We start from the raw sequence: 19,459 nt of genomic DNA, 5'->3' as shown, positions 1-19,459 counted from the left end.
TTGCGGCTTCTCGCCTTGTTCTCCGTACCGTTGCCGCACGCCGGGCTCCGCCTTCCAGGACGAATTGGTGATTCGCCCTTATAACGGCGTGTCGGTCATTCGGTCGCGCTGCGCCTGCGGGAGGGAGCACGCCGCGGTGCCGCCGGGCATCATGTGGCGGTGCTCGGACACCCAGCGGTAGACCGGCCACGCCACCAGCCGCACCGGCGCCGAGCCCAGCGCGGTCCCGGCCGCCCGCCACAGCCGGCCGGCGTCCTTGAGCAGCAGCGCGATCGCGTCCGGCCCGGCCGCCCTGCGGTCGCCGACCCACTGCACGGCCTGTTCGCACTGGCCGGTGGTCAGGCCCAGGGCGTCCAGGTCGGCGAACTGCCACGGGACCAGCCGGGCCCGGGTGGGGATGCGGCGCTCGATGAACTGAGCGCAACTCGTGCAGAAGGCGCAGTCTCCGTCGTACACAAAGGTCGGCTTGGTCATGATGGGAATTTTATCCGTTTGATGGTGATGACTAGAGTCCAGGCGTGGGCGAGCGGAACGCGGCAATCATCGGCGGCGGCATCGGCGGGCTGGCAGCCGCGGTGGCACTACGGCGGATCGGCTGGCGGGTCACCGTGTACGAGAGAGCGCCCGCGTTCACCGAGGTCGGCGCCGGCATCTCGCTGTGGCCGAACGCGCTGCACGCCCTGGACCGGCTGGGCCTGCTCGGCGAGGTGCTGAGCCGGGCCCGCCGGGAGCTCGCCGGGGGAGCGAAGGATCGCCGCGGCCGCTGGCTCACCCGGGTGACCTCGGACGAGCTGGAACGCCGCTTCGGCCACCCGGTGGTCGTGCTGCACCGGAGCCGGTTGCTGGAGGCGCTTCTCGACGCCCTTCCGGCCGAGGCGTTGCGCCCCGGCGAGGAGGTCGACGACGTGCCCCGGGCCGATCTGGTGGTCGCCGCCGACGGGCTGCGCAGCACCGTCCGGGCCCGGCTGTGGCCCGGTGTCCGCCCACGCTATGCGGGGCACACCGCCTGGCGGATGGTGACCCGGCCGCTGGAGCTGGCCGAGGGCGCGGTGCTGTGGGGCCGCGGCGAACGGTTCGGCTACGCGCCGATGCAGGGCGGCGGCGTCTACTGTTTCGGCACCGCGACCGTGCCGGAGGGCGGCACCTCCGACGACGAACACGCCGAGGTGCTGCGCCGCTTCGGCGCCTGGCCGGATCCGATCCCGGCGCTGCTGGACGCCGTCGCGCCGGAGGCGGTGCTGCGCCACGACCTCTACGACCTGCCGCCGCTGCCGTCCTTCGTCAACGGTTCCACGGTCCTGCTCGGCGACGCCGCGCACGCCATGACCCCCAGCCTCGGCCAGGGCGGCTGCCAGGCGATCGAGGACGCCGTGGTGCTGGCCGACTGCCTGGCCGGAGCCGGAGCCGGGGACGACCTGGCCGCGGCGCTCGCCCGCTACGACGCGCGGCGCCGGCCCCGTACGCAGGCGATCGTCACCCGGTCGGCGCGGCTCAACACGATCGGGCAGATCGGCTGGCCGCCCGCCGCCGTGGCCCGGGACGTGGCGGTCCGGCTGGTGCCGGGGGAGGCGGTGCTGCGGGGCATGGCATCGGTGATCGGCTTTCGCGTGTGATCATGTCCGCGTGCCGGACTGGACGTACCACCCGCTGCGCCCGATCACCGCGCGCCTGCTGGGCCGCCGCCGTTCCGAACGGGCGGCGTTGCGGTTCCTGGCGACCCTGACGTCCCGGCCGGCCGGCGCACGGGCGGTGGCCGCGGTCTTCGCCCATCCGGCCGCCCCGCCCGGACTGGCGGGCCGGCTCGGCGCCACGGTCCCGGTCCGGCACGCCCGCGACGCGATCCGCGCGCTGCCCGTCCAGGGCGCCGGGGTGATCGAGATAGGCCCCGTGACCACGGCGGACGTCCCGGCGGTCCGCGCGGCGGCGACCGGCCGGCGGTGCCCGGTGTGGGCGCGCCCCGGAGATCCGGAGACGGCCGCCGCCGTCGCCCCGTACGTGGACCGGGTGGTCACCACCGAAGCGGCCGTCGTCCGGCTCACCGACCCGGACATCGAGACGGCCCGGCGCGCCCTGGCCGACCCGGACGCCGTGGTCCTGGCCACCCCCGCGCTCCTGGTGGCCGCCGGGCCGGGCTGGTTCCAGCGGGTCATCGAGGCGGAGACCCCGGCCGGGCCCGCCCCGTCGCCGCGTGACGCCGGCCCGGATCCGCGGCGCTGGCCGGCGTGGCTGTGGGCGCTGCTGGTCGGTCTGGGGATGATCGGGGGCGGCGTCGGCGCGGCGCTGATCACGCTGGGCCCGGTGCTGCTCTGGTACGACAACGACTACCTGGGCATGCGACGCGAGCAGCTCGCGGCCCTCAACGACAGACTGGTGCCGTTCCTGCAGCACGACCGGATCACCATGGCCGGCACGATGGTCGCGATCGGGATCCTCTACGCCGGGCTCGCCTGGGGCGGCCTGCGGCAGGGCTGGCCGTGGGCGCGCCGGTCGTTGCTGCTGTCCGGCGCGGTCGGGTTTCCCAGCATCCTGTATTTCCTGGGCACCGGCGGTTTCGTGGAGCCGCTGCACGCCGCGGTCACGATCGTGCTGGCCCCGATGTTCGTGCTCGCGGTGACGCCGCGTATCGGGCCGCCCCGGTGGACGCTGCTCCCGGACGGCCCCGAGCCGGAGCGCCGCCGCGCCCTGACCGGCCAGCTGCTGATGATCGTGACGGGAGCAGGCCTGCTGATCGGGGGCGTGACCGTGTCGGTGGTGGGGTTCAACGACGTCTACGTAGCCACGGATCTGGACTTCCTCGGTACCCACGCCGGGCACCTGGAGGAGGCGAACGACAGACTGCGGTCGTTCGTCGCGCACGATCGTGCGGGGTTCGGCGGCGCCCTGATCGCGGCGGCGCTGTCCATCGTCACGCTGAGCATGTGGGGCTGGCGGCGCGGCAGCCGCTGGGTGTGGTGGACGCTCGCCGGCTCGGCCACTGCCGGTTTCCTGCCGGCCGTGGCGGTGCACATGGTGATCGGCTACACCGACGCCGTACACCTGGCCCCGGTCTATGTGGGCATCACGCTGAGCATCGCGTCGCTGACGCTGTCACGCCGTTACCTGTGCGCTAAAGAGGCGGCGTGACCGGGGCGGGCGCGGCCGCGCCGAGGGCCGACGACACCTCCCGGGCCGCCGCGATCACCTCGCCGGCCCGCGCCTCGAGCCCTGCCATGTCCATGTCGAGCGCCAGCGTGGAGACCGAGATGCCGCCGAGGACCCGCCCGGTGTGGTCGAAGACGGCCGCGCCCACGCAGCGGATGCCCGGCTCGTTCTCCTCGTCGTCGATCGCGTAGCCGAGCGCCCGCACCCGCGCGAGATGCGTGAGCAGGTCCTCCTCGCTGGTCAGCGTGCGAGGGGTGCGCTGCGGCAGACCGGTGCGGCGGCTGATCGCCTGCACCTCGGTGTCGCTGAGCTCGGCCAGGATCGCCTTGCCGATGGCGGTGGTGTGCAGGGCGAGGCTCATGCCGATCCGGGAGGGCATCTGGTACGGCCGGCGCCCCTCCTGCTTGTCCACATACACCGCCTCGTCGACGCTGCGGATCGCGAAGTGGGTGGTGAAGCCGGTCGCCTCACACAGGGCGTGCAACGCGCCGGAGGCCTGGCGCGCCGGGTCGAACCGGTGCATGACCCGCCCGGCCAGGGTGAGGATCCGCGGGCCGGGCTCATAGCTGCCCAGGCCGTCGGGACGGGCGAAGCCCCAGGCGACCAGCGACTGCAGGATGCGGTGCACTGTCGACTTGGAGACACCGGTCGCCACGGCGATGTCGGTGACGCGGTGGTGCTCGGCGAGAGCCTCGAGCACCGCCAGTGTCTTGTCGATGGAGCTGCCTTCCCTGACCACCGGATCAGCCTACTGGTCGCTGTCGGGCCGGCCGGCGAGCGAGATCACCGCAGCTCGCCGATCGCCACCGGTTCCATGTCGTCGTACGCCTGGTTCTCCCCGCCCATCGCCCACACGAAGGCGTAGCTGCGGGTGCCGAACCCGCAGTGCACCGACCAGTACGGCGAGATCACCGCCTGCTCGGGCGCCACGATCAGGTTGCGGGTCGCGTCCGGCCGGCCCATCAGGTGGACGATCCGGTCGGCCTCCGGCAGGTCGAAGTAGAAGTACACCTCGGTACGCCGCTCGTGGGTGTGGCACGGCATGGTGTTCCACATGCTGCCCGGTTCGAGGACCGTCACGCCGAGCACGAGCTGGCAGCTCTGGATGCCCTTGAGGTGGATGAACTTGTAGATGGTGCGTTCGTTGGATCCGTCCGCCGACCCGAGGCGCACCGGCTCGGCGTCGTCGAGGGTCGCCTTGACCGTGGGATGGCTGGTGTGCGCGGGCGTCGAGACCAGGTAGAACCGGCCGTCGAAGCTCACCTGCCGGGCGCCGCGCCCGACGTAGAGCACCTCGCGCGACGCCAGGTCGTGCCGGGCGCCGTCCACGGTGACGGCGCCCGGGCCCCCGATGTTGACCACACCCAGCTCACGGCGTTCCAGGAAGTACTCCGAACGCAGCTGGTCCGGGCAGGGCAGGCCGGCCGTCCCGGCGACGCCGCCCACGACGAGACGGTCCTCGTGGGTGTACGTCAGCCGTACCTCGCCGGTCCGGAAGAGGTCCTCCACCAGGAACCGCCGTCGCAACTGCTCGGTGTCCATGCTCGTCACCTGGTCCGGTGCCGTAGCGGGTCGTGACTCCATCAGCGCTCCTGTCGCAGGGTGACCGGTTTCGGCTCGTCCACCGGGTCGGTGTCGAGCGAGTCGATCAGGGTGTCGCGCCCGGCCGTGCGCTCCGGCTTGAGCAGGCCGATCGCCACGTACAGGACGAGGGACGTGACCAGCGGGACGCCGACGACCATGGTCTGGCTGGTCTCCTCCAGGACCCACTTGACCACCACCCAGACGCCGAGGCCGGCCGCCCAGGAGACGATCGCCGCGGTCGGGCCGCTGCGCCGGAACCACGGGAGCAGGCCCAGCATCAGCGGGATCGAGATCGGACCCATCGTCGCGGCGACCAGGTCGACCACGATCTTCAGGACCACGCCCTGCCCCTCGGTGCTGATCGCGATGACCATGCTGATCACCACGAAGGCGAACGTGGTGACCCGGGCGAAGGTCAGCTCGGCCCGCTCGCTGAGGTTGCGCACCGCCCGGACCAGCACCGGCGCGATGTCCCGGGTGACCACCGACGAGATCACGTTGGCGTCCGAGGAGACCATCGCCATGGTGTGCGAGAAGAAGCCGGCCAGCACCAGGCCGATCACGCCGGGCGGCAGCAGGGTCTTGGCCAGTTCGACGTACGCCTGCTCGGCGTTGGCCAGACCGGGCACGATCAGCGGCGCCGCGAACATCGGCAGGAACAGGATCAGCGGCCAGACCAGCCACAGCCCGCTGGAGAGCAGGGCGGACCGTTTCGCCGCCGAGCCGGACGGCGCGGCCATGTAGCGCTGCGCCAGGTTCCACATGCCGCCGTTGTACTCGAACGTCTTGATGAAGAGCAGGGCCAGGAAGAACGTCAGGGTGTACGGCCCGCTGAACGGATCGCCGTGCCCCTCCGGCAGGTCGCCCCACATCGTCCACAGTGCCGAGACGCCGCCCAGGTGGGCGAGGAACGCGATGAACATGGCGACGCCGGCGAAGCCCTGGATGACGAACTGGCCGAAGTCGGTGAGCACGTCCGCCCAGAGGCCGCCGAGCGTGATGTAGGCGAGCGTCACCACGCCGGTGATCAGGATGCCCCAGATGATCGGCACGCCGGCGAAACCACGCAGCAGCACCGAGATCGCCACCCACTTGGCCGCGATGTCGACCACCTTGAGCAGCGCGCCGCTGTAGGCGAGCGCCTGCTGGGTGGGCAGGTTGTAGCGACGGGCCAGGTACTCCAGCGGGGACGCCACCCCGTGCTTGGAGCGCAGCCGGTTCCAGCGGGCGGCGAAGACGAACGCGCCGATGCCGACGCCGAGCCCGATGGTGAGGGCCCACCAGACGTACATGGCGAGGCCGTAGTTGTAGGCGACGGCGGCGAAGGCCACGAACATGACCGCGCTGTAGCCGGACATGTGATGCGAGATGCCGGACAGCCACCACGGGATCCGGCCGCCCGCGGTGAAGAAGTCGGCGACGTTGTGCACGCGGCTCTTGGCCCACAGGCCGATGCCGACCATCACCAGGAAGTATCCGCTGAGTATTGCCCAGTCGAGCGCGGTCACGTGAGCTCCCCTCCGGTGCATGACACGCGTTACAGGGATGTTTCGAGGGATGTTCTGCTACACGAAACGCCTTGTCAATACATGAAACACAATGAAGTCAGTCTATGCGAGAAGCCTTGACGGCGTTCCGTGTAACGGGACAATGTTCCTGTCCACGGAATCGAGGAGGGTTCATGCCCAACATCACCGTCGAACTGCTGTCCGGTCGCACCCTCGACCAGCGCCGTGAGTTCGCCGAGGCCGTCACCGCCGCGGCGGTCGGCATCCTCAAGGCCAAGCGGGCCTCGGTGCGCATCCGCTTCGACGAGATCGAGCGGGCCGACGTGGCGAACGGGGGAGTGCTGGAGTCCGACCGGGACGCTTAAGGATATTTAAGGTTCCGGAACCGGGAGATTCTTGTCCGTCGATAGTAAGACTGGTTATCTGTTAACCGTCTTGCCGATTACCCCGACGGTAAACGAGGTCATCCCCATGCGACGACGCACTCTGCTGGCCATCTCCCTGTCCACCGCCGCGGCGGGCGCTCTCGGCGCCCTCGGCATCGGCAGCGCCTCCGCCGCGACGCTCGACCCGAGCCTGCCCCCGGGCGGCAACTTCGACCTCTCGGTCTGGTCGCTGCAGCTGCCCACCGGCTCGCCCGGCAGCCCCGACACGATCTCCCCGGCGCAGCTCAAGGGCGCCAACGGCTACAGCAATCCGTCGTTCTTCTGGACCGACAAGAACGACGGCTCGATGACGTTCTGGGCGCCGGAGAAGGGCGTCACCACGCCGAACTCGAACTACGCCCGTAGTGAGCTGCGCGAGATGAACGCCAACGGCAGCGCCGCGAACTGGACGCTGGCCGGCAACCACACGCTCAGTGCCCAGCTGCGGATCGTGTCGGTGACGAAGAACGTCGCGGTCGGGCAGGTCAAGCTCGGCACCGGCGGCACCTCCACCAAGCCCCTGGCCGAGCTCTACTACCGCCCGAACGGCGACATCTACTTCGGCACCCAGAACTCACCGGACGCCAGCGGCCAGACCCTGCACAAGGTCGGCACCGTGGCGCTCGGCGTGAAATGGACCTACGTCATCAACGTCAACGGCAACAAGATCAACCTCGCCATCAACGGTACGGCCACCTCGTACACGATCCCGTCGGCGTTCAACCCGTACCGCCAGTACTTCAAGGCCGGCTCGTACAACCAGTCGTCGTCGGAGAGCACCACCAACGGCGCGAAGGTGAAGTTCTACAGCCTGACCGTCAAGCACAACTGACGCGGCGGCCGGCGCCGGGGCGCCCGCTCAGGGGAGGACCTCGGTGCCGGCCATCAGGTCGGCGAACGCCGCGGCCGCCGGCGGCGACGCGAAGAGCCGGTCCAGCCGGGCCAGCGCCAGCTTGCGGCGGAACGGGCCGGACCGCGCGTCGTCGCCCGCGTCGTGCACCATCTCCGCATACCAGCGGGAGAACTCCTGGTAGTCCCAGGTCCGGCGCAGGCAGACCGCGGAGTACTCGTCGAGCCCGGCGCCGTCGATGATCGCCCGGGCCAGCACGTAGGCGTCGGCGATCGCCAGGTTCATCCCCTTGGCGCCCATCGGGGTGATGATGTGCGCGGCGTCGCCGACCAGGAACATCCGCCCGTACGACATCGGCTCGGCCACGAAGCTGCGCATCTCCACCACCTCGCGGCCGGTGATCGGGCCCTCCGGCAGGCTCTCGTCGCCCAGGCGCAGCCGCAACTGGCGCCACGTGTGCTCGTCCGGCCACTGCCGCGGGTCGTCACCCGGCCGGTACTGCAGATAGAACCGGCTGGCCCGCGGCCCCCGGGCGAACTGGGCGGCGAACCCGTGCCGGCTGACCGCCATCAACGGGTAGCGCGGGGCGGGCGAGTCGGCGAGCACCGTGTACCACCCGATGCCGTGGTCGAACGAGTAGGTGGTCAGCGCGCCGTCCGGGATGCTGCGCCGGCTCACCCCGTGGAAACCGTCGCAACCCGCCACGTACTCGCACGTCAGCTCGTGCTCGACGCCGTCCGTGTCACGGTAGGTGACCCGCGGCCGGTCACCGCCGAGGTCGTGCGGGGTCACGTCGAGGGCCTCGAAGCGCAGGTCGCCGCCGCCCTCCAGGAACGTGCCGATCAGCCGCCGCACCAGCATCTGCTGCGGCACCAGGCGGCTCGGGCGGCCGCCGGCCAGCGCCGGCACGTCGAGCAGCCGCGGCGCCCCGTCGGTGCGGATCTCCAGCAGCGTCTCGACCGGCCCGCCGCCGGAGACCGGCCCGTCGAGACCGAACTCGGCGAAGATCTCCCCGGCGCGGTGATCGATCACCCCGGCCCGCTGACGGCCCTCGACGTACGCCCGATCGCGCATCTCCAGCACCACGCAGCCCACGCCGCGCCGCTGCAGGAAGTTGGCCAGCGACATCCCGGCGGGCCCCGCCCCGATGATCACGACCGTGGTGTCCGCCGGCATCCGTGCCTCCCCCTGACCTGACAGTCCACAAGGGATCCTAGGCGTGGACGCCGGCGGATCGATCGGCCTACTGGACCGGGTTCCAGCCGTCGGCGCCGGCCAGGTACTTCTGCGCCGTGTAGTTGGCGGCCGTGGACGCGCTCATCTGCGGGCGGTCCGAGGTGCCGGCGCTCGCGCCCGCGCCGGTGTTGGCGTACTCGTTGAACCGGCACGTCTTCCACGACCAGCCGCTCATGTCCTGCCAGGCGCCGGCCTGCCGGACGTGGGCGCCGATCGTCGACTCCCGCACCAGCACCTGCCCGATCGCGTCCGCGGCGTTGCCGGCGTGCCAGCAGCGGCCCAGGGCGACGGTCTTCGCGGCGGCCGAGCTCTTCAGGGTCGAACGGGTGATCAGGATGCCGTACGGGTTGCTGTCGTCGGTCGCGGCGGCCGTGATGTAGCCGTTGTTCGAGCTGCTGCCGATGTTGAGCGACTCGATCGTGGTGCTGTCGATGACCACCGCGCCGTTGCCGTAGATGAAGTCGACCGCGCCGGAGATGTAGGACTTGTAGACGTACTGCCGGATCTGGGACGAGCCGGTGCCACCCCAGGACAGGAAGGTGTCCTGGTATCCCTTCATCTGCACGTTGCGGTAGACCTGCCGGTCGCCCGCGGCGTACACGGCCAGCGCCTGGCTGCCCGCCCCGTACGTGTTCTGCATGGTCAGGCCCTTGATCGTGCTGTTCGGAGCCAGGTTGTAGACGGTGGCGCTGCCCGCGGTCCCGGCGGTCGACTGGGGCTTGTTGCCGGTGATGATCACGTCGCCGGAGTTGCCGGTCGCGCCCTGCAGGGTGATGCCGGACTTGCTCGCCGGGATCTGCACCTGACCCTGGTAGGTGCCGGCCTTGATGGTGATCACCCCGCCGGTGGACGAGGCGGCGACCGCGGCCTGGATCGTGGTGTAGTTGCCGGACCCGTCCGCGGCGACGGTGAACGAGGTGGCGGCGCGGGCCGGTGCGGGGACCGCGGCCAGCGCCGCCGCGATCGCGACGGCGGCGGTGACGGAGCGTTGCATGGGGGACGTCCTTTCCTCACCAGGCCGCGACATGGGGGATGCGACCTGTAGGTAAGCGCTTTCCTTGGAGACCCGTCCGACGGTAGGTCCGGCATAGTCCAGTGTCAATGCAAGGCGTGCAGGGGCAGGCTGTCGGCGCGGCGGCACTCGGCCAGCAGGCGGCCCAGTCGGCCGTCGTCGTCCCGGAGCGGGCTGCCCTCCTGGCGGGCGAAGTAGCGCTCCACGAAGTCCGCGACGATCGCGCTCCGGATCCGGTCCGGCGCCGGGCTCACCACCTCGTCCGCCTCGACCACCAGCAGCAGCAGGTCGGCCAGGCGGCCGCCGCCCGGGGACAACTGGGGCATCAGGTAGGGGATAGGCAGTCGGCGGGCGCCGAACCCGGCGTAGAGCCGCAGCCGCGCGTCGTCGTCGCCGTAGTCCGGGCCCCCGGCGCCGGAGTGGGCCGCGCCCGGATCCCCGGCCTCGGCGAAGACCGCGTGCGGCCCCAGCTCGGCACGCCATCGTGGCGCGGCTTCGGCGACGAGCAGCCGGCCGATCCCGGCGCCGCGCAGGTCGGGCCGCACGGCGAAGTAGCAGAGCAGCGCGGCCCGGATGTCGGCGAACCACTCCAGGAACAGCGCGCCGACCGGCTCCCCGTCCGGCGTGACGGCGATCGCCCCGCGCAGCTCGTCGGCGGCCAGCACCCGGCGCAGCCGGTCCAGGGGCTCCCGCTCGGCCGCCACGAAACTCGGCGCGATCACCGTGTCGTACAGCGTGATCAGGGTCTTCTCGTCCGGTTCGCCCCGCAGAAAACGAATCGATACCTCTGTCATGACGTGTCGCCTTCCCGGCCGGGTGGATCGCCGGTCGGGTTGACCAAGGCTGTACCGGCGCTTGAGCCGCCCATGAGGTTGACGGCTCAAGCTTTCATTGTCGCCGGAAATCGCTGCGACCGGGGGTACCCAACATCCGGAGGAATCGATGTCATCGGAGTCAGCCAGCACGCTCGGCCGCTGGGGCCTGCACAACGTCTCCACCACGGGCAAGATCCTGGCGCTGACCGGGATGGCGGGCCTGGTCTGCGTGACCGTCGGCAGTGTGGGCATCCTGCGCCTCGGTGAGGTCGACGAGGTCGGCGGCGGCATCTACGACACCGACCTCCGGCAGATGGACCAGCTCGCGCAGATCGACGGTGAGGTCAACGAGTACCGGGCGAGCGTGTTGCGGCACATCGTGACCGACGATCCGGCCGACTCCCGCGCTCTGGAGAGGGAGCTGACGGAGCTCCGGGCGAGCATCACCGAGCGATGGACCGCCTACGCCGCCAACCCGGCCGAGCCCGCCCAGCGGGAGATCCAGAAGCGGTTCGCGTCTGCCGTCGACGAGTTCTTCACCGCCGCCGAGGGCGACGTGCTGCCCGCGAGCCGGGCCGGTGACGCCGTCCGCAGCGCCGAGATGGAGGACACCCGCTTCGACCCGGCCTTCGACAAGACCAGCGACGCCCTGACCGGGCTGGAGGAGATCGAGTCCCGGGAGGCGGCCACCGCGGCGGCCACCGCCGAGGACACCTACCGCAGCGCGCGCAACCTGCTGATCGCGGTGATCGTGGCCGGGCTGCTGCTGACCACCGTCTTCGGGATGTACATCGCCCGCAGCCTCACCCGGCCGCTGGCCCGCTGTGTCGCGGTGCTCGACGCGATCCGCGGCGGCGACCTCACCCAGCGGACCGGCCTGACCGGCAAGGACGAGGTCCGGCGGCTGGCCCGGGCGCTGGACGCCTCCACCGAGGCCACCGCCGCCATGATCCGCCGGGTCGGCGAGAACGCCACCCAGGTGGCCGCCGCCTCGCAGGAGCTGTCCGCGGTCGCCACCCAGATGTCGGCGACCGCTGAGGAGACCTCCGCCCAGGTCGACACGGTCTCGTCGGCGGCGGGCCAGGTGTCGGAGAACGTGCAGACCGTCGCCGCCGGCGCGGAGCAGATGGGCGCCTCGATCAAGGAGATCGCCGGGAACGCCGCCGAGGCCGCGAAGGTCGCCGCCGCCGCCACCGAGACCGCCGGGCGTACCAACCTGATCGTCACCCGCCTCGGCCAGTCGTCCACCGAGATCTCCGAGGTGGTGCAGCTGATCAACTCGATCGCCGCGCAGACCAACCTGCTCGCGCTCAACGCCACCATCGAGGCGGCCCGGGCCGGCGAGATGGGCAAGGGCTTCGCCGTGGTCGCCACCGAGGTCAAGGAGCTGGCCCAGGAGACGGCCAAGGCGACCGGCGACATCGCGGCACGGGTCGCGACCATCCAGGAGGAGACCGCCGCGGCGGTCGCGGCGATCGGCGAGATCACCGCGGTCACCGCCCGGATGGACGAGTACACCGCGACCATCGCGGCCGCCGTGGAGCAGCAGAGCTCCACCACCACCGAGATGGTGCGCAGCGTGACCCAGGCGGCGACCGGCGCGGGCGACATCGCCGGCAACATCAACGGCATGTCCACGGCGGCGGGCGCCACCGCGACCGGCGCCACCGAGACCGGCGCCACGGCGGAGAACCTCGCGATGATGGCCGCCGAGCTGCAGCGCGAGATCGCCGAATACCGGGTCTGAGAGACACAGGACCAGCAGGGGTACGCCGACGGGCGGTGACCGGTGTCGAGCCGGCCACCGCCCGTCGGCGTCACCGTGCCTCCGCCCGTGCGGCCTTGTCCAGCGCCTGTTCGAGGACCAGCAGCAGCGCGTCCCGTACCGAGGCGCGCTTGCGGGCGTCGAAGGTGGCGATCGGCACCCGGTCGTTGACGGCGAGCGCCCACCGCACCTCGGTGAGGTCGTGCGCGATGTGCCCGTGAAACTCGTTGACCGCGACGGCGAACGGCAGCCCGGCCCGCTCGAAGTAGTCGACCGCCTGGAAGCAGTCGTCGAGCCGGGAGCTGTCCACCACGACCAGCGCGCCGAGGGCGCCGCGGACCATGCTGTCCCACATGAAGCCGAAGCGGTCCTGCCCCGGCGTGCCGAACAGGTAGAGCTTCAGGCTCCGGTCGATGGTCACGCAGCCGAAGTCCATGGCGACCGTGGTGGTCGTCTTCTCACTCCGGTCGCGGGGCCGGTCGACGCCGATGGCCACCGCGGTCATCTCGGCCTCGGTGGTCAGCGGGGCGATCTCGGAGATCGTGCCGACGGTGGTCGTCTTGCCGACGCCGAAGCCGCCGGCCACGATGATCTTGACCGGGATCGGTGGCCCCTCCCGGGGCGGGGCGTATCCGCCGGCCACCGGGGCGTCAGGAAAGTGCGCGTAGTCCATGCATCACTCGCAGGATGGTGTCGGAGGACAGCGGGCTCAGGGTGTCCGTGACGTGCACGTCGAGATATCCGGCGGCGCGCAGGTCGGCGACGAGGATCTTGGTGACGCCCAGGTGCAGGCGGAGGCGGGCCGAGATCTCGGCGACCGAGATCGGGTCGATGCACAGCTCGACGATCGCCTGCATCTCCGGCCCGAGCGAGGCCAGCGGCGGCCGGCCCGCCCGTGGGTCGTACGGCCGGAGGGTGACCTGGGTCTCGAGGTCGATCTCACGGTCGACGGCGTTGACCCGGCCGGCCGTCAGGACGAACGGCCGCAGCGACGCCTGGCCGGGCTGCTGCCGGCTCGGGGACCCGGCCGGCGTGGCGCCGGACGGATTGGCCCGCAGGTACGGGGGGATTCTCCCGATCGGTTCGGGACCCGGTGTGCCGCGCGGGTCGTCGTTCAACTCTGGGCTGCGCTCTTCAACTCGGCGATCAACCCGGGCGTGAGCGACGCGCCGGCCCGGGCACCGAAGAGGGTCATCTCGTAGGCCACGGTGCCCAGGTTCGCCGACCGGCTCGCCACGACGCCCAGCTGCGAGCCCCGGCTGATCGTGGTGATCACCAGATAGCCCTCGGCGATGTCCACCACGACCCGGTTCAGGCCGCCCAGCCGGTACCATTCGGAGGCGCCGGCGGCCAGGCTGACCATGCCGCACACCACCGCCGCGAGACGGTCGGAGTCGGCCCGGTCCCGTTTCGACGACCGTGCCATGAGCAGGCCGTCCGAGGAGACCACGACGGCCTCCTGCACCCCGGACGTCCGGGTGGCGAACGATCCGAGAAGCCAGTTGAAGGTCTTCACCTCGGCGCTGAGATCCATGGTGCCGTGGTGCGTGTGGATGGTGTCCATGGTGGTGCCTTCTTCACTGTCGGTGGAGAATCTTCACTGTCGGTAGGGGATGGTGTTGTCGTGAAGCGCACGGGCCACACCCGACTCGAGCTGTTCGACGAGGAGGCGGGCGGCGTCCGCGTCGGTGTCGGTCAGTTGCGCGGCGATGGCCGGCCGATCGGCGGGCTCCGCGGACAGGTGCGACCCGGGGACCCGGCGCCGCAGGCCGTTCGGTGAGGACGGGGCCGCCGGTGAGGACGGGGCCGCCGGTGAGGGCGGCGCGACCGGTGGAGTGGTTGCCGGAGGCGGCATCTGCACGACCGGCGGGGCGGCCGGCAACTGCGGCGCCACGTCGAAGCCGTTCCAGGTCAGCGGATCGCTCATCACGTCACTGACCCGCGAGATCGCCTCCCGCACGTTGGGCCGCCGGCCGCCGTCGACGTACGGCACCGGATCCGGGCGGTACGCGCTCGGGGCGGGCCCGGCGGGAACGGTGACCGGCGGCATCATCGGCGGTGCGGACTGCGGAGTCGCCCATTCGACGGCGACCGGCGCCCGGACCGGGATCTGCTCGCTGACCAGCAGCTCGCTGGCCAGCATGTCGCCGGCGAGCAGCGCGCTGCTGATGCTCACCTGCACGGTGACACCGCCGCCCGGGGTGTGCGACAGCTCGACGGCCATGCCGTGCCGCCGGGCCAGCCGGCCCACCACGAACAGGCCGAGCACCTGGGTCGGCACCAGGTCGAGCCGTTCCCGCCGGGCGATCCGGGCGTTCTCCTCGTCGAGCCGGTCGTCGAGCATGCCGATGCCGTGGTCGGCGATGGTCAGCTGGGCGCCACCGGGCACGGCGCGGGCGCTGACCGTCACCCGGGTGTGCGGCGGCGAGAACGTGGTCGCGTTCTCCAGCAACTCGCCGCAGATCAGCACCATGTCGCTGACCAGGGAGGGCGCCACCAGCAGATCGAGCGGGACGTTCACGTCGACGCGGGTGTACTCCTCGATCTCGGCCAGGGCCAGGCGCACCGTGTCGATCAGCCGGACCGGGGTGGAGTGGCTCTCCTCCCGCTCGGCCCCGGAGATCACGACGAGGCTGTCGGCGCTGCGGCGCAGCCGGTTGGAGATGTGGTCCAGCCGGTACAGCTTGGCCAGCCGGTCCGGGTCGGTCTCCTCGTTCTCCAGCTCGTCGATCAGGTCGACCTGGCCGCCGACGAGGTTCTGGGTACGCCGTCCGATGTGGCCGAACATCTCCGCCACGTTGCGCCGGCTGAGAACCTGACGTTCCACCAGCTGTGTCGCCGTGGTCTGCACCCGGGCGAAGACCCGTGCCAGGTCGCCGATCTCGTCCTGCGAGTCCAGGTCGAGCACTTCCAGGTGCACCGGCTCGACCGTCTCCGTCTCGTCGTCGGCGATCCGCTGCAGCTCGGTCTCGCCGGCCTCGGCGACCCGTTCGGCCGCGCGGCTGAGCCGGGTCAGCGGCACCGCCACCGCCCGGGCCACCAGCGCGACCAGGGCCAGGACGGCGAGCAGCACCAGGAGCACCAGGGCGCCCATGCCGTACGCGATGGTCAGCTGCTGCCTTCGCTGGTCGGCGACCGCCGCGGTCACGTCGTCGACGATCCGCTTCTTGGCGAAACCGCCGACCGCGCTCAACGACCGTAGTTTCGGGAACAACGTGGCCAGCGGCTGCGTGGCCATCGTCCGTTCCGGGTCCAGGGCGAAACGGGCGTCGAAGTCGGTGCTCAGGCGGTCCTGCAGGGCCTTGATCGCCAGGTCGTTGAGTTCGCGCTGGTCCGGCTCGGCGAAGGCGTCGAACCGCTCGGTGAAGGTCTTGAACCGGGCGCCCACCTCGCGGTACTCGACAGCGAGCCGCTCGACGTCGCCGGCGGCCATCATCGCGAGCAGAACGCTGCGCTCGTTGCCCTCCTCGTCCAGCCGCAGCAGGGCGTCCAGGGCGATCAGCTGCCGGCCGGTGGAGGTCCCGGCGTCGGCGTCGGCGTCGAGCGCGAGCGACTCGATGATCTTCTCGAGCACGGGGTCGAAGGCCGTGATCACGCCGACCGGTCCCACGGTGCGCTCGCGCACCTTCTGCCGGATGTCCTCCAGCCCGTCCAGTGCGGCGATGTCGTCACGCAACTCGGCGGGCAACAGGTCGCCCACGTCCCGCTGAACGTCGCGCACCCGGTCGGTCACTGCGGCGGTCTGCAGGGCCACGTCGTCCTCGCCGACCACGTCGAGCAGGTAGCCGATCGACAGCAGCCGCTCGCGCTGCAGGTCCTCCAGGAGCGGGCCGACCCGTCCGGCGATGCTGACGACCGTGTTGACGCCGTCGGCCTTCTCGGCGTCGGCCACCAGGCCGCGGACCGTCGGGATCACCAGGGCGATCATCGCGGCCAGTGGGATCAGGACCAGAAGGGTCAGCTTGGCGCGGATACGGAGCCGGCTAAGGAACACTGATCCGCCTCCGCAGCGTCTGGTCCTGGCCGGCCTCCGGCCGCGAGTCGGGGCCGGGCCAGGCGCCGGCCGGGGCGTGCGCCGGGGCGTGGCCCGGTGTGCCGGAGTTCCGTGCGGCCCGGGTCCGCCGGATCCGGCCCGCCAGGGACAGTCCGACCGGGATCAGGGCCGCCAGCACGGAGACCACCAGGATGCCGATCGCCGTCAGACGGCGCTGGTCGAGCGTGGAGATCCGGTCGTCGAGGCCGAGGCCGATCTGGGTCAGCAGGGCGGCGGACAGTTCGGCGGCGGCGGTCTGCAACTCGCCGCGGGCCAGGGTGACCTGCTCGGTGTTGACGCCGTTGCGTGCGGAGGCCAGCGGCAGCAGGTTGTCCACGGCCCGGTTGTAACGGTCGAGCCGGCTCAGCAGCGCGCTGCCCAGCCCCTGGGTGCCGGACTCCTCCACGGCGAGCCGGATGTCGTCGGAGAGGTCACGGGCGTTGCTGGCCAGGCCGGACGCCTCGGTGTTGATCTCGATCAGCGCCGCGGGCCGCTCGGAGGCGGGCAGCTTGGACAGCGTCAGCAGCAGGTTGGTGTACCGGGACGCCGCGACGATGCTCTCCGGAAGCTCCTGCGCGGCGCCGTCGCCGAGGTAGAAGAGGTCGGCGCTCGGGTCACGCACCAGCTGGGAGCTGTTGCGGACCTTGTCCATCAGCGCCAGCAGCAGGTCGTTGACAGTGCCGTAGGCGGCGATGATCTCCTGATCGGTGCCGTCGGCCGGCAGAGCCTCGATCTTGGCGCGCAGCCCGGCCCAGCGGTCCTGGGCGCTCAGCCGCTCGCCGAGATCCCGGTCCACCGCGGCGACCGCGGCGACGGCCCGTCCCAGGTCCGCGGGGGCCGCCGGGTCGTCTCCGAGGGCCGCGGTGCCGGCGTTGGTGAGCGCGATCTCCAACGGTCCCAGCTCCTGGATGTACCGGATGCCGTCGCGTTCGAGCGAGGCGAAGCGGGACTGCTCGTCGACCGACTGCCACACCATGACGAACAGTGCCGTCACCGACATGGCCAGCAGAATCGGAAGGAGCAGCCGTGCCGCGGCGCTGATCGGGCGGCCGCGCTGGTGCTGGTGTGCCCTGACGGTCATCATCACTCGCTCTCCGGACAGCATCGGAAACGAACACCGGCGTTGCCCTTGAACAGTTCCGGTCCGGGGCGGCCGCACGGGTTCGTCGAGTGAACGTACGACTACGAGACCGCATGGAGTGACGGCAACTCGACCGATTGTCACCGCGCATTGGCCGGTAGATGAAAACGTTCGGCTACTGGTGAGCTTAGTCACTTTTCAAGAGATCAGGGGAGGCGTACGGTGGCGCACTCTCCCTGAAACCACCTGCGAAGACACTCCGGAGCGAGAATCACGGCCGATCCGGGGGAGCGGCGGCTGCCGGCGGTGGCCCGACGTCATCGGCGGGCGTCGTCGTGCCCATCGGCCGTCCGAGAATGATCAGGCTCCCGCCGGGCCGGCGGATCCTCGTCCGGCGTGGCCGTGGCGTCCGAGGCCAGGCCGGGCCGCCACGCCTGCCACCCGCTGCCCCGCCGCTTCAGGTCGTACATGGCGGTGTCGGCGCGGTGCAGCAGTCCGTCCGGCGTGACCTCGTCCGGCTCGCTGACCGCCAGGCCGATGCTCGCCGACGCGCTCATCGGCCGGCCGGCGACGATGAACGGGCCGGTGATGGCCTGGCTCACCCGCTCGGCCACGGCCACCGCGTCCGCCTCGCCGTCGACCGGGCGCACCAGGACGGCGAACTCGTCGCCGCCCAGCCGGCCCACCAGGTCGTCGTCGCGTACCGCGCCTCGCATCGCCGTCGCGACCGCGACCAGAAGGCCGTCGCCGACCTGATGCCCCAGCGTGTCGTTGATCCGTTTGAAGCCGTTGAGGTCGACCAGCAGCACGGCGATGCTCCGGCCCGCACGCGCCGACCGGCGCAGGGCGCGCGACAGCTCGTCGTGCAGCCGGGCCCGGTTCGCCAGGCCGGTCAGCGGATCGGTCTCGGCGGTCTCGGTGATCTCCTCCTGCACCACCAGCTGCCGCAGCACCACCAGGCCGGTGATGCCGGCCCCGCCCAGGACCAGGCCGGCCCACGGAAACACCCGGCTCTCCCGCAGCGCCGCCGCGGCGAGCAGCCCGTAACCCAGGCCGATGCCCAGGAACGGCAGCTTGCCGCCCACCCCTCGCCGGCCGGGATCGACCACCGCGACCGGCAGGACCGCCTGCCGCCACAACTCGATCCCGGCGCACGCCACCAGGAAATGGCAGGTGAGCCACACCCCGAAGTCGAACGCCGTGCGCTCGAAGACCTCGACGTGCGCCTGCGAGTACCCGAGCCGCACGTCGCCGATCAGGATGGTGACGGTGGCGCCGCCGATCATCGCGAGCGCGCGGCGGGAGATCTGCCCGGTGCCACGCAGCAGCACCCGCGCCAGCCCGAACAGCACGAGCAGGTCGGCGACCGGATAACAGGCCGCCGCGAGCACCAGCCCGGCCGACACCTGCGAGGTCTCCATCGACGGCCCGATCACCAGGTACCAGAGCAGCATCGACGCGCCGAGCACCACGGTGCCGGCGTCGAGCAGTGTCTTCCACGCCTCGCGCCGGGCCATCGTGCGCACCGGGGCCAGCACCATCGCCACGAAGAGCAGGAGCATGACGGCGATGTGCAGGACATCGCCGACCTGCGGGAACGCCTTGGTGCCGGTCACCGCGAAGGTGAGCGAGACACCGAGGGTCAGGCACAGCGCCGCGGTCATCACCCACGAGAAGCGGCGGGTGAGCCGGTCGATGCCCGGCACACGTGAGGCCCGTACTCCGAAGATCACCGCGACGACGTCGAACCAGAGCATGCCCGGGCCGGCGATCCGCGCGACCGAGTCCGCCCCCGCGCCCGCCGACGCCACGACGCCGGTCATCGTCGCGGCCCAGATCGCGGCCTGGGCGGCCACCAGCTTGCTCCCGGTCAAGGGACAGGCCTCTCGCCTCGACGATCCCTGCCGTCTGTCCCTTCGACCGGTCGCCGTGACTCCTGAGCCGCGACGGCCGCCGGGGGCTTGCCCGACCCCTGATCCCGGCTTGAGGCTGTGCAGAGACGGCGCGCC

At 71.4% G+C, this 19,459-nt stretch carries 18 protein-coding genes; 5 read left to right on the top strand and 13 right to left on the bottom strand.

The genetic code is table 11. The features are described from left to right. Positions 1-78: 78 nt before the first annotated feature. On the bottom strand, positions 79-474 hold the full coding sequence (locus BM290_RS00415; protein WP_093608771.1) for a thiol-disulfide oxidoreductase DCC family protein: 396 nt from the start codon (positions 472-474) through the stop codon (positions 79-81). A gap of 44 nt (positions 475-518) precedes the next feature. Here BM290_RS00415 and BM290_RS00410 point away from each other — a divergent pair, with 44 nt between their 5' ends. Both BM290_RS00410 and BM290_RS00405 read left to right on the top strand, forming a co-directional pair. Further along, positions 519-1,613 (top strand): FAD-dependent monooxygenase, encoded by a 1,095-nt coding sequence (locus BM290_RS00410; RefSeq protein ID WP_093608769.1) that lies wholly within the window; start codon positions 519-521, stop codon positions 1,611-1,613. A 10-nt stretch (positions 1,614-1,623) separates the two neighbouring features. Next, positions 1,624-3,123 carry a hypothetical protein gene (locus BM290_RS00405; protein WP_093608767.1) on the top strand — a complete coding sequence of 500 codons (1,500 nt, stop codon included), beginning with the start codon at positions 1,624-1,626 and terminating at the stop codon, positions 3,121-3,123. Here BM290_RS00405 and BM290_RS00400 read toward each other — a convergent pair. From BM290_RS00400 to BM290_RS00390, 3 genes are read right to left on the bottom strand one after another with little or no spacing between them, the layout of a single operon-like run. Then, a complete protein-coding gene (locus BM290_RS00400; RefSeq protein WP_093608765.1) occupies positions 3,107-3,880 on the bottom strand; it encodes an IclR family transcriptional regulator in 774 nt (257 codons plus the stop codon). The genes BM290_RS00405 and BM290_RS00400 overlap by 17 nt on opposite strands. 44 nt (positions 3,881-3,924) lie before the next feature. Then, positions 3,925-4,725 carry a 5-dehydro-4-deoxy-D-glucuronate isomerase gene (kduI, locus tag BM290_RS00395; RefSeq protein ID WP_093608763.1) on the bottom strand — a complete coding sequence of 267 codons (801 nt, stop codon included), beginning with the start codon at positions 4,723-4,725 and terminating at the stop codon, positions 3,925-3,927. Continuing rightward, entirely contained in the window at positions 4,725-6,233 is a 1,509-nt protein-coding gene (locus BM290_RS00390) for a sodium:solute symporter family protein (RefSeq protein WP_093608761.1), read from the bottom strand. Before BM290_RS00390 ends, kduI begins: the two co-directional genes overlap by 1 nt. Positions 6,234-6,406: 173 nt before the next feature. On the opposite strand from BM290_RS00390, the gene BM290_RS00385 reads away from it, so the two are divergent. Both BM290_RS00385 and BM290_RS00380 read left to right on the top strand, forming a co-directional pair. Further along, on the top strand, positions 6,407-6,598 hold the full coding sequence (locus BM290_RS00385; protein WP_093608759.1) for a tautomerase family protein: 192 nt from the start codon (positions 6,407-6,409) through the stop codon (positions 6,596-6,598). Positions 6,599-6,704: 106 nt separating this feature from the next. Then, entirely contained in the window at positions 6,705-7,490 is a 786-nt protein-coding gene (locus BM290_RS00380; RefSeq protein ID WP_093608757.1) for a polysaccharide lyase family 7 protein, read from the top strand. A 27-nt stretch (positions 7,491-7,517) separates the two neighbouring features. Here the strand turns inward: BM290_RS00380 and BM290_RS00375 are convergent, their stop codons facing one another. The 3 genes from BM290_RS00375 to BM290_RS00365 form a co-directional block, all read right to left on the bottom strand. Next, positions 7,518-8,684 carry a 4-hydroxybenzoate 3-monooxygenase gene (locus BM290_RS00375; RefSeq protein ID WP_093608755.1) on the bottom strand — a complete coding sequence of 389 codons (1,167 nt, stop codon included), beginning with the start codon at positions 8,682-8,684 and terminating at the stop codon, positions 7,518-7,520. 67 nt (positions 8,685-8,751) lie between these two features. Further along, positions 8,752-9,738 (bottom strand): pectinesterase family protein, encoded by a 987-nt coding sequence (locus BM290_RS00370; RefSeq protein WP_093608753.1) that lies wholly within the window; start codon positions 9,736-9,738, stop codon positions 8,752-8,754. Positions 9,739-9,842: 104 nt separating this feature from the next. Beyond that, complete coding sequence (locus tag BM290_RS00365; RefSeq protein ID WP_093608751.1) at positions 9,843-10,550, bottom strand: GNAT family N-acetyltransferase; 708 nt, start codon at positions 10,548-10,550, stop codon at positions 9,843-9,845. A 148-nt stretch (positions 10,551-10,698) separates the two neighbouring features. Here BM290_RS00365 and BM290_RS00360 point away from each other — a divergent pair, with 148 nt between their 5' ends. Then, entirely contained in the window at positions 10,699-12,318 is a 1,620-nt protein-coding gene (locus BM290_RS00360; protein ID WP_093608749.1) for a methyl-accepting chemotaxis protein, read from the top strand. 70 nt (positions 12,319-12,388) lie between these two features. On the opposite strand, the gene BM290_RS00355 is transcribed toward BM290_RS00360, so the two are convergent. The 6 genes from BM290_RS00355 to BM290_RS00330 form a co-directional block, all read right to left on the bottom strand. After that, positions 12,389-13,009 (bottom strand): GTP-binding protein, encoded by a 621-nt coding sequence (locus tag BM290_RS00355; protein WP_093608747.1) that lies wholly within the window; start codon positions 13,007-13,009, stop codon positions 12,389-12,391. After that, positions 12,987-13,454 (bottom strand): DUF742 domain-containing protein, encoded by a 468-nt coding sequence (locus BM290_RS00350; RefSeq protein WP_093608745.1) that lies wholly within the window; start codon positions 13,452-13,454, stop codon positions 12,987-12,989. Before BM290_RS00350 ends, BM290_RS00355 begins: the two co-directional genes overlap by 23 nt. Further along, on the bottom strand, positions 13,451-13,900 hold the full coding sequence (locus BM290_RS00345; protein ID WP_203779150.1) for a roadblock/LC7 domain-containing protein: 450 nt from the start codon (positions 13,898-13,900) through the stop codon (positions 13,451-13,453). The genes BM290_RS00350 and BM290_RS00345 overlap by 4 nt, the downstream gene beginning before the upstream one ends. 33 nt (positions 13,901-13,933) lie before the next feature. Then, on the bottom strand, positions 13,934-16,330 hold the full coding sequence (locus BM290_RS00340; protein ID WP_093608743.1) for a sensor histidine kinase: 2,397 nt from the start codon (positions 16,328-16,330) through the stop codon (positions 13,934-13,936). Then, positions 16,320-17,450: a hypothetical protein gene (locus BM290_RS00335; protein WP_143133548.1), complete on the bottom strand. Its 1,131-nt coding sequence runs from the start codon at positions 17,448-17,450 to the stop codon at positions 16,320-16,322. The genes BM290_RS00340 and BM290_RS00335 overlap by 11 nt, the downstream gene beginning before the upstream one ends. 317 nt (positions 17,451-17,767) lie before the next feature. Then, positions 17,768-19,324 carry a GGDEF domain-containing protein gene (locus tag BM290_RS00330; RefSeq protein WP_143133547.1) on the bottom strand — a complete coding sequence of 519 codons (1,557 nt, stop codon included), beginning with the start codon at positions 19,322-19,324 and terminating at the stop codon, positions 17,768-17,770. Between the last annotated feature and the right edge of the window lie 135 nt (positions 19,325-19,459).

The sequence above is a fragment of the Actinoplanes philippinensis genome, from assembly GCF_900113015.1.
In the GTDB taxonomy this organism is placed as follows: Bacteria; Actinomycetota; Actinomycetes; order Mycobacteriales; family Micromonosporaceae; genus Actinoplanes; species Actinoplanes philippinensis.
This window is presented reverse-complemented; position numbering and strand designations above follow the sequence as displayed.

Excerpts from the sequence above, each read along its gene's own strand:
- BM290_RS00375 (WP_093608755.1), bottom strand. The coding sequence starts at position 8,684 with ATGCCGGCGGACACCACGGTCGTGATCATCGGGGCGGGGCCCGCCGGG.
- BM290_RS00370 (WP_093608753.1), bottom strand. The coding sequence starts at position 9,738 with ATGCAACGCTCCGTCACCGCCGCCGTCGCGATCGCGGCGGCGCTGGCC.
- BM290_RS00380 (WP_093608757.1), top strand. The coding sequence starts at position 6,705 with ATGCGACGACGCACTCTGCTGGCCATCTCCCTGTCCACCGCCGCGGCG.
- BM290_RS00415 (WP_093608771.1), bottom strand. The coding sequence starts at position 474 with ATGACCAAGCCGACCTTTGTGTACGACGGAGACTGCGCCTTCTGCACG.
- BM290_RS00345 (WP_203779150.1), bottom strand. The coding sequence starts at position 13,900 with ATGGACACCATCCACACGCACCACGGCACCATGGATCTCAGCGCCGAG.
- BM290_RS00360 (WP_093608749.1), top strand. The coding sequence starts at position 10,699 with ATGTCATCGGAGTCAGCCAGCACGCTCGGCCGCTGGGGCCTGCACAAC.
- BM290_RS00355 (WP_093608747.1), bottom strand. The coding sequence starts at position 13,009 with ATGGACTACGCGCACTTTCCTGACGCCCCGGTGGCCGGCGGATACGCC.
- BM290_RS00385 (WP_093608759.1), top strand. The coding sequence starts at position 6,407 with ATGCCCAACATCACCGTCGAACTGCTGTCCGGTCGCACCCTCGACCAG.
- BM290_RS00365 (WP_093608751.1), bottom strand. The coding sequence starts at position 10,550 with ATGACAGAGGTATCGATTCGTTTTCTGCGGGGCGAACCGGACGAGAAG.
- kduI (WP_093608763.1), bottom strand. The coding sequence starts at position 4,725 with ATGGAGTCACGACCCGCTACGGCACCGGACCAGGTGACGAGCATGGAC.
- BM290_RS00335 (WP_143133548.1), bottom strand. The coding sequence starts at position 17,450 with ATGACCGTCAGGGCACACCAGCACCAGCGCGGCCGCCCGATCAGCGCC.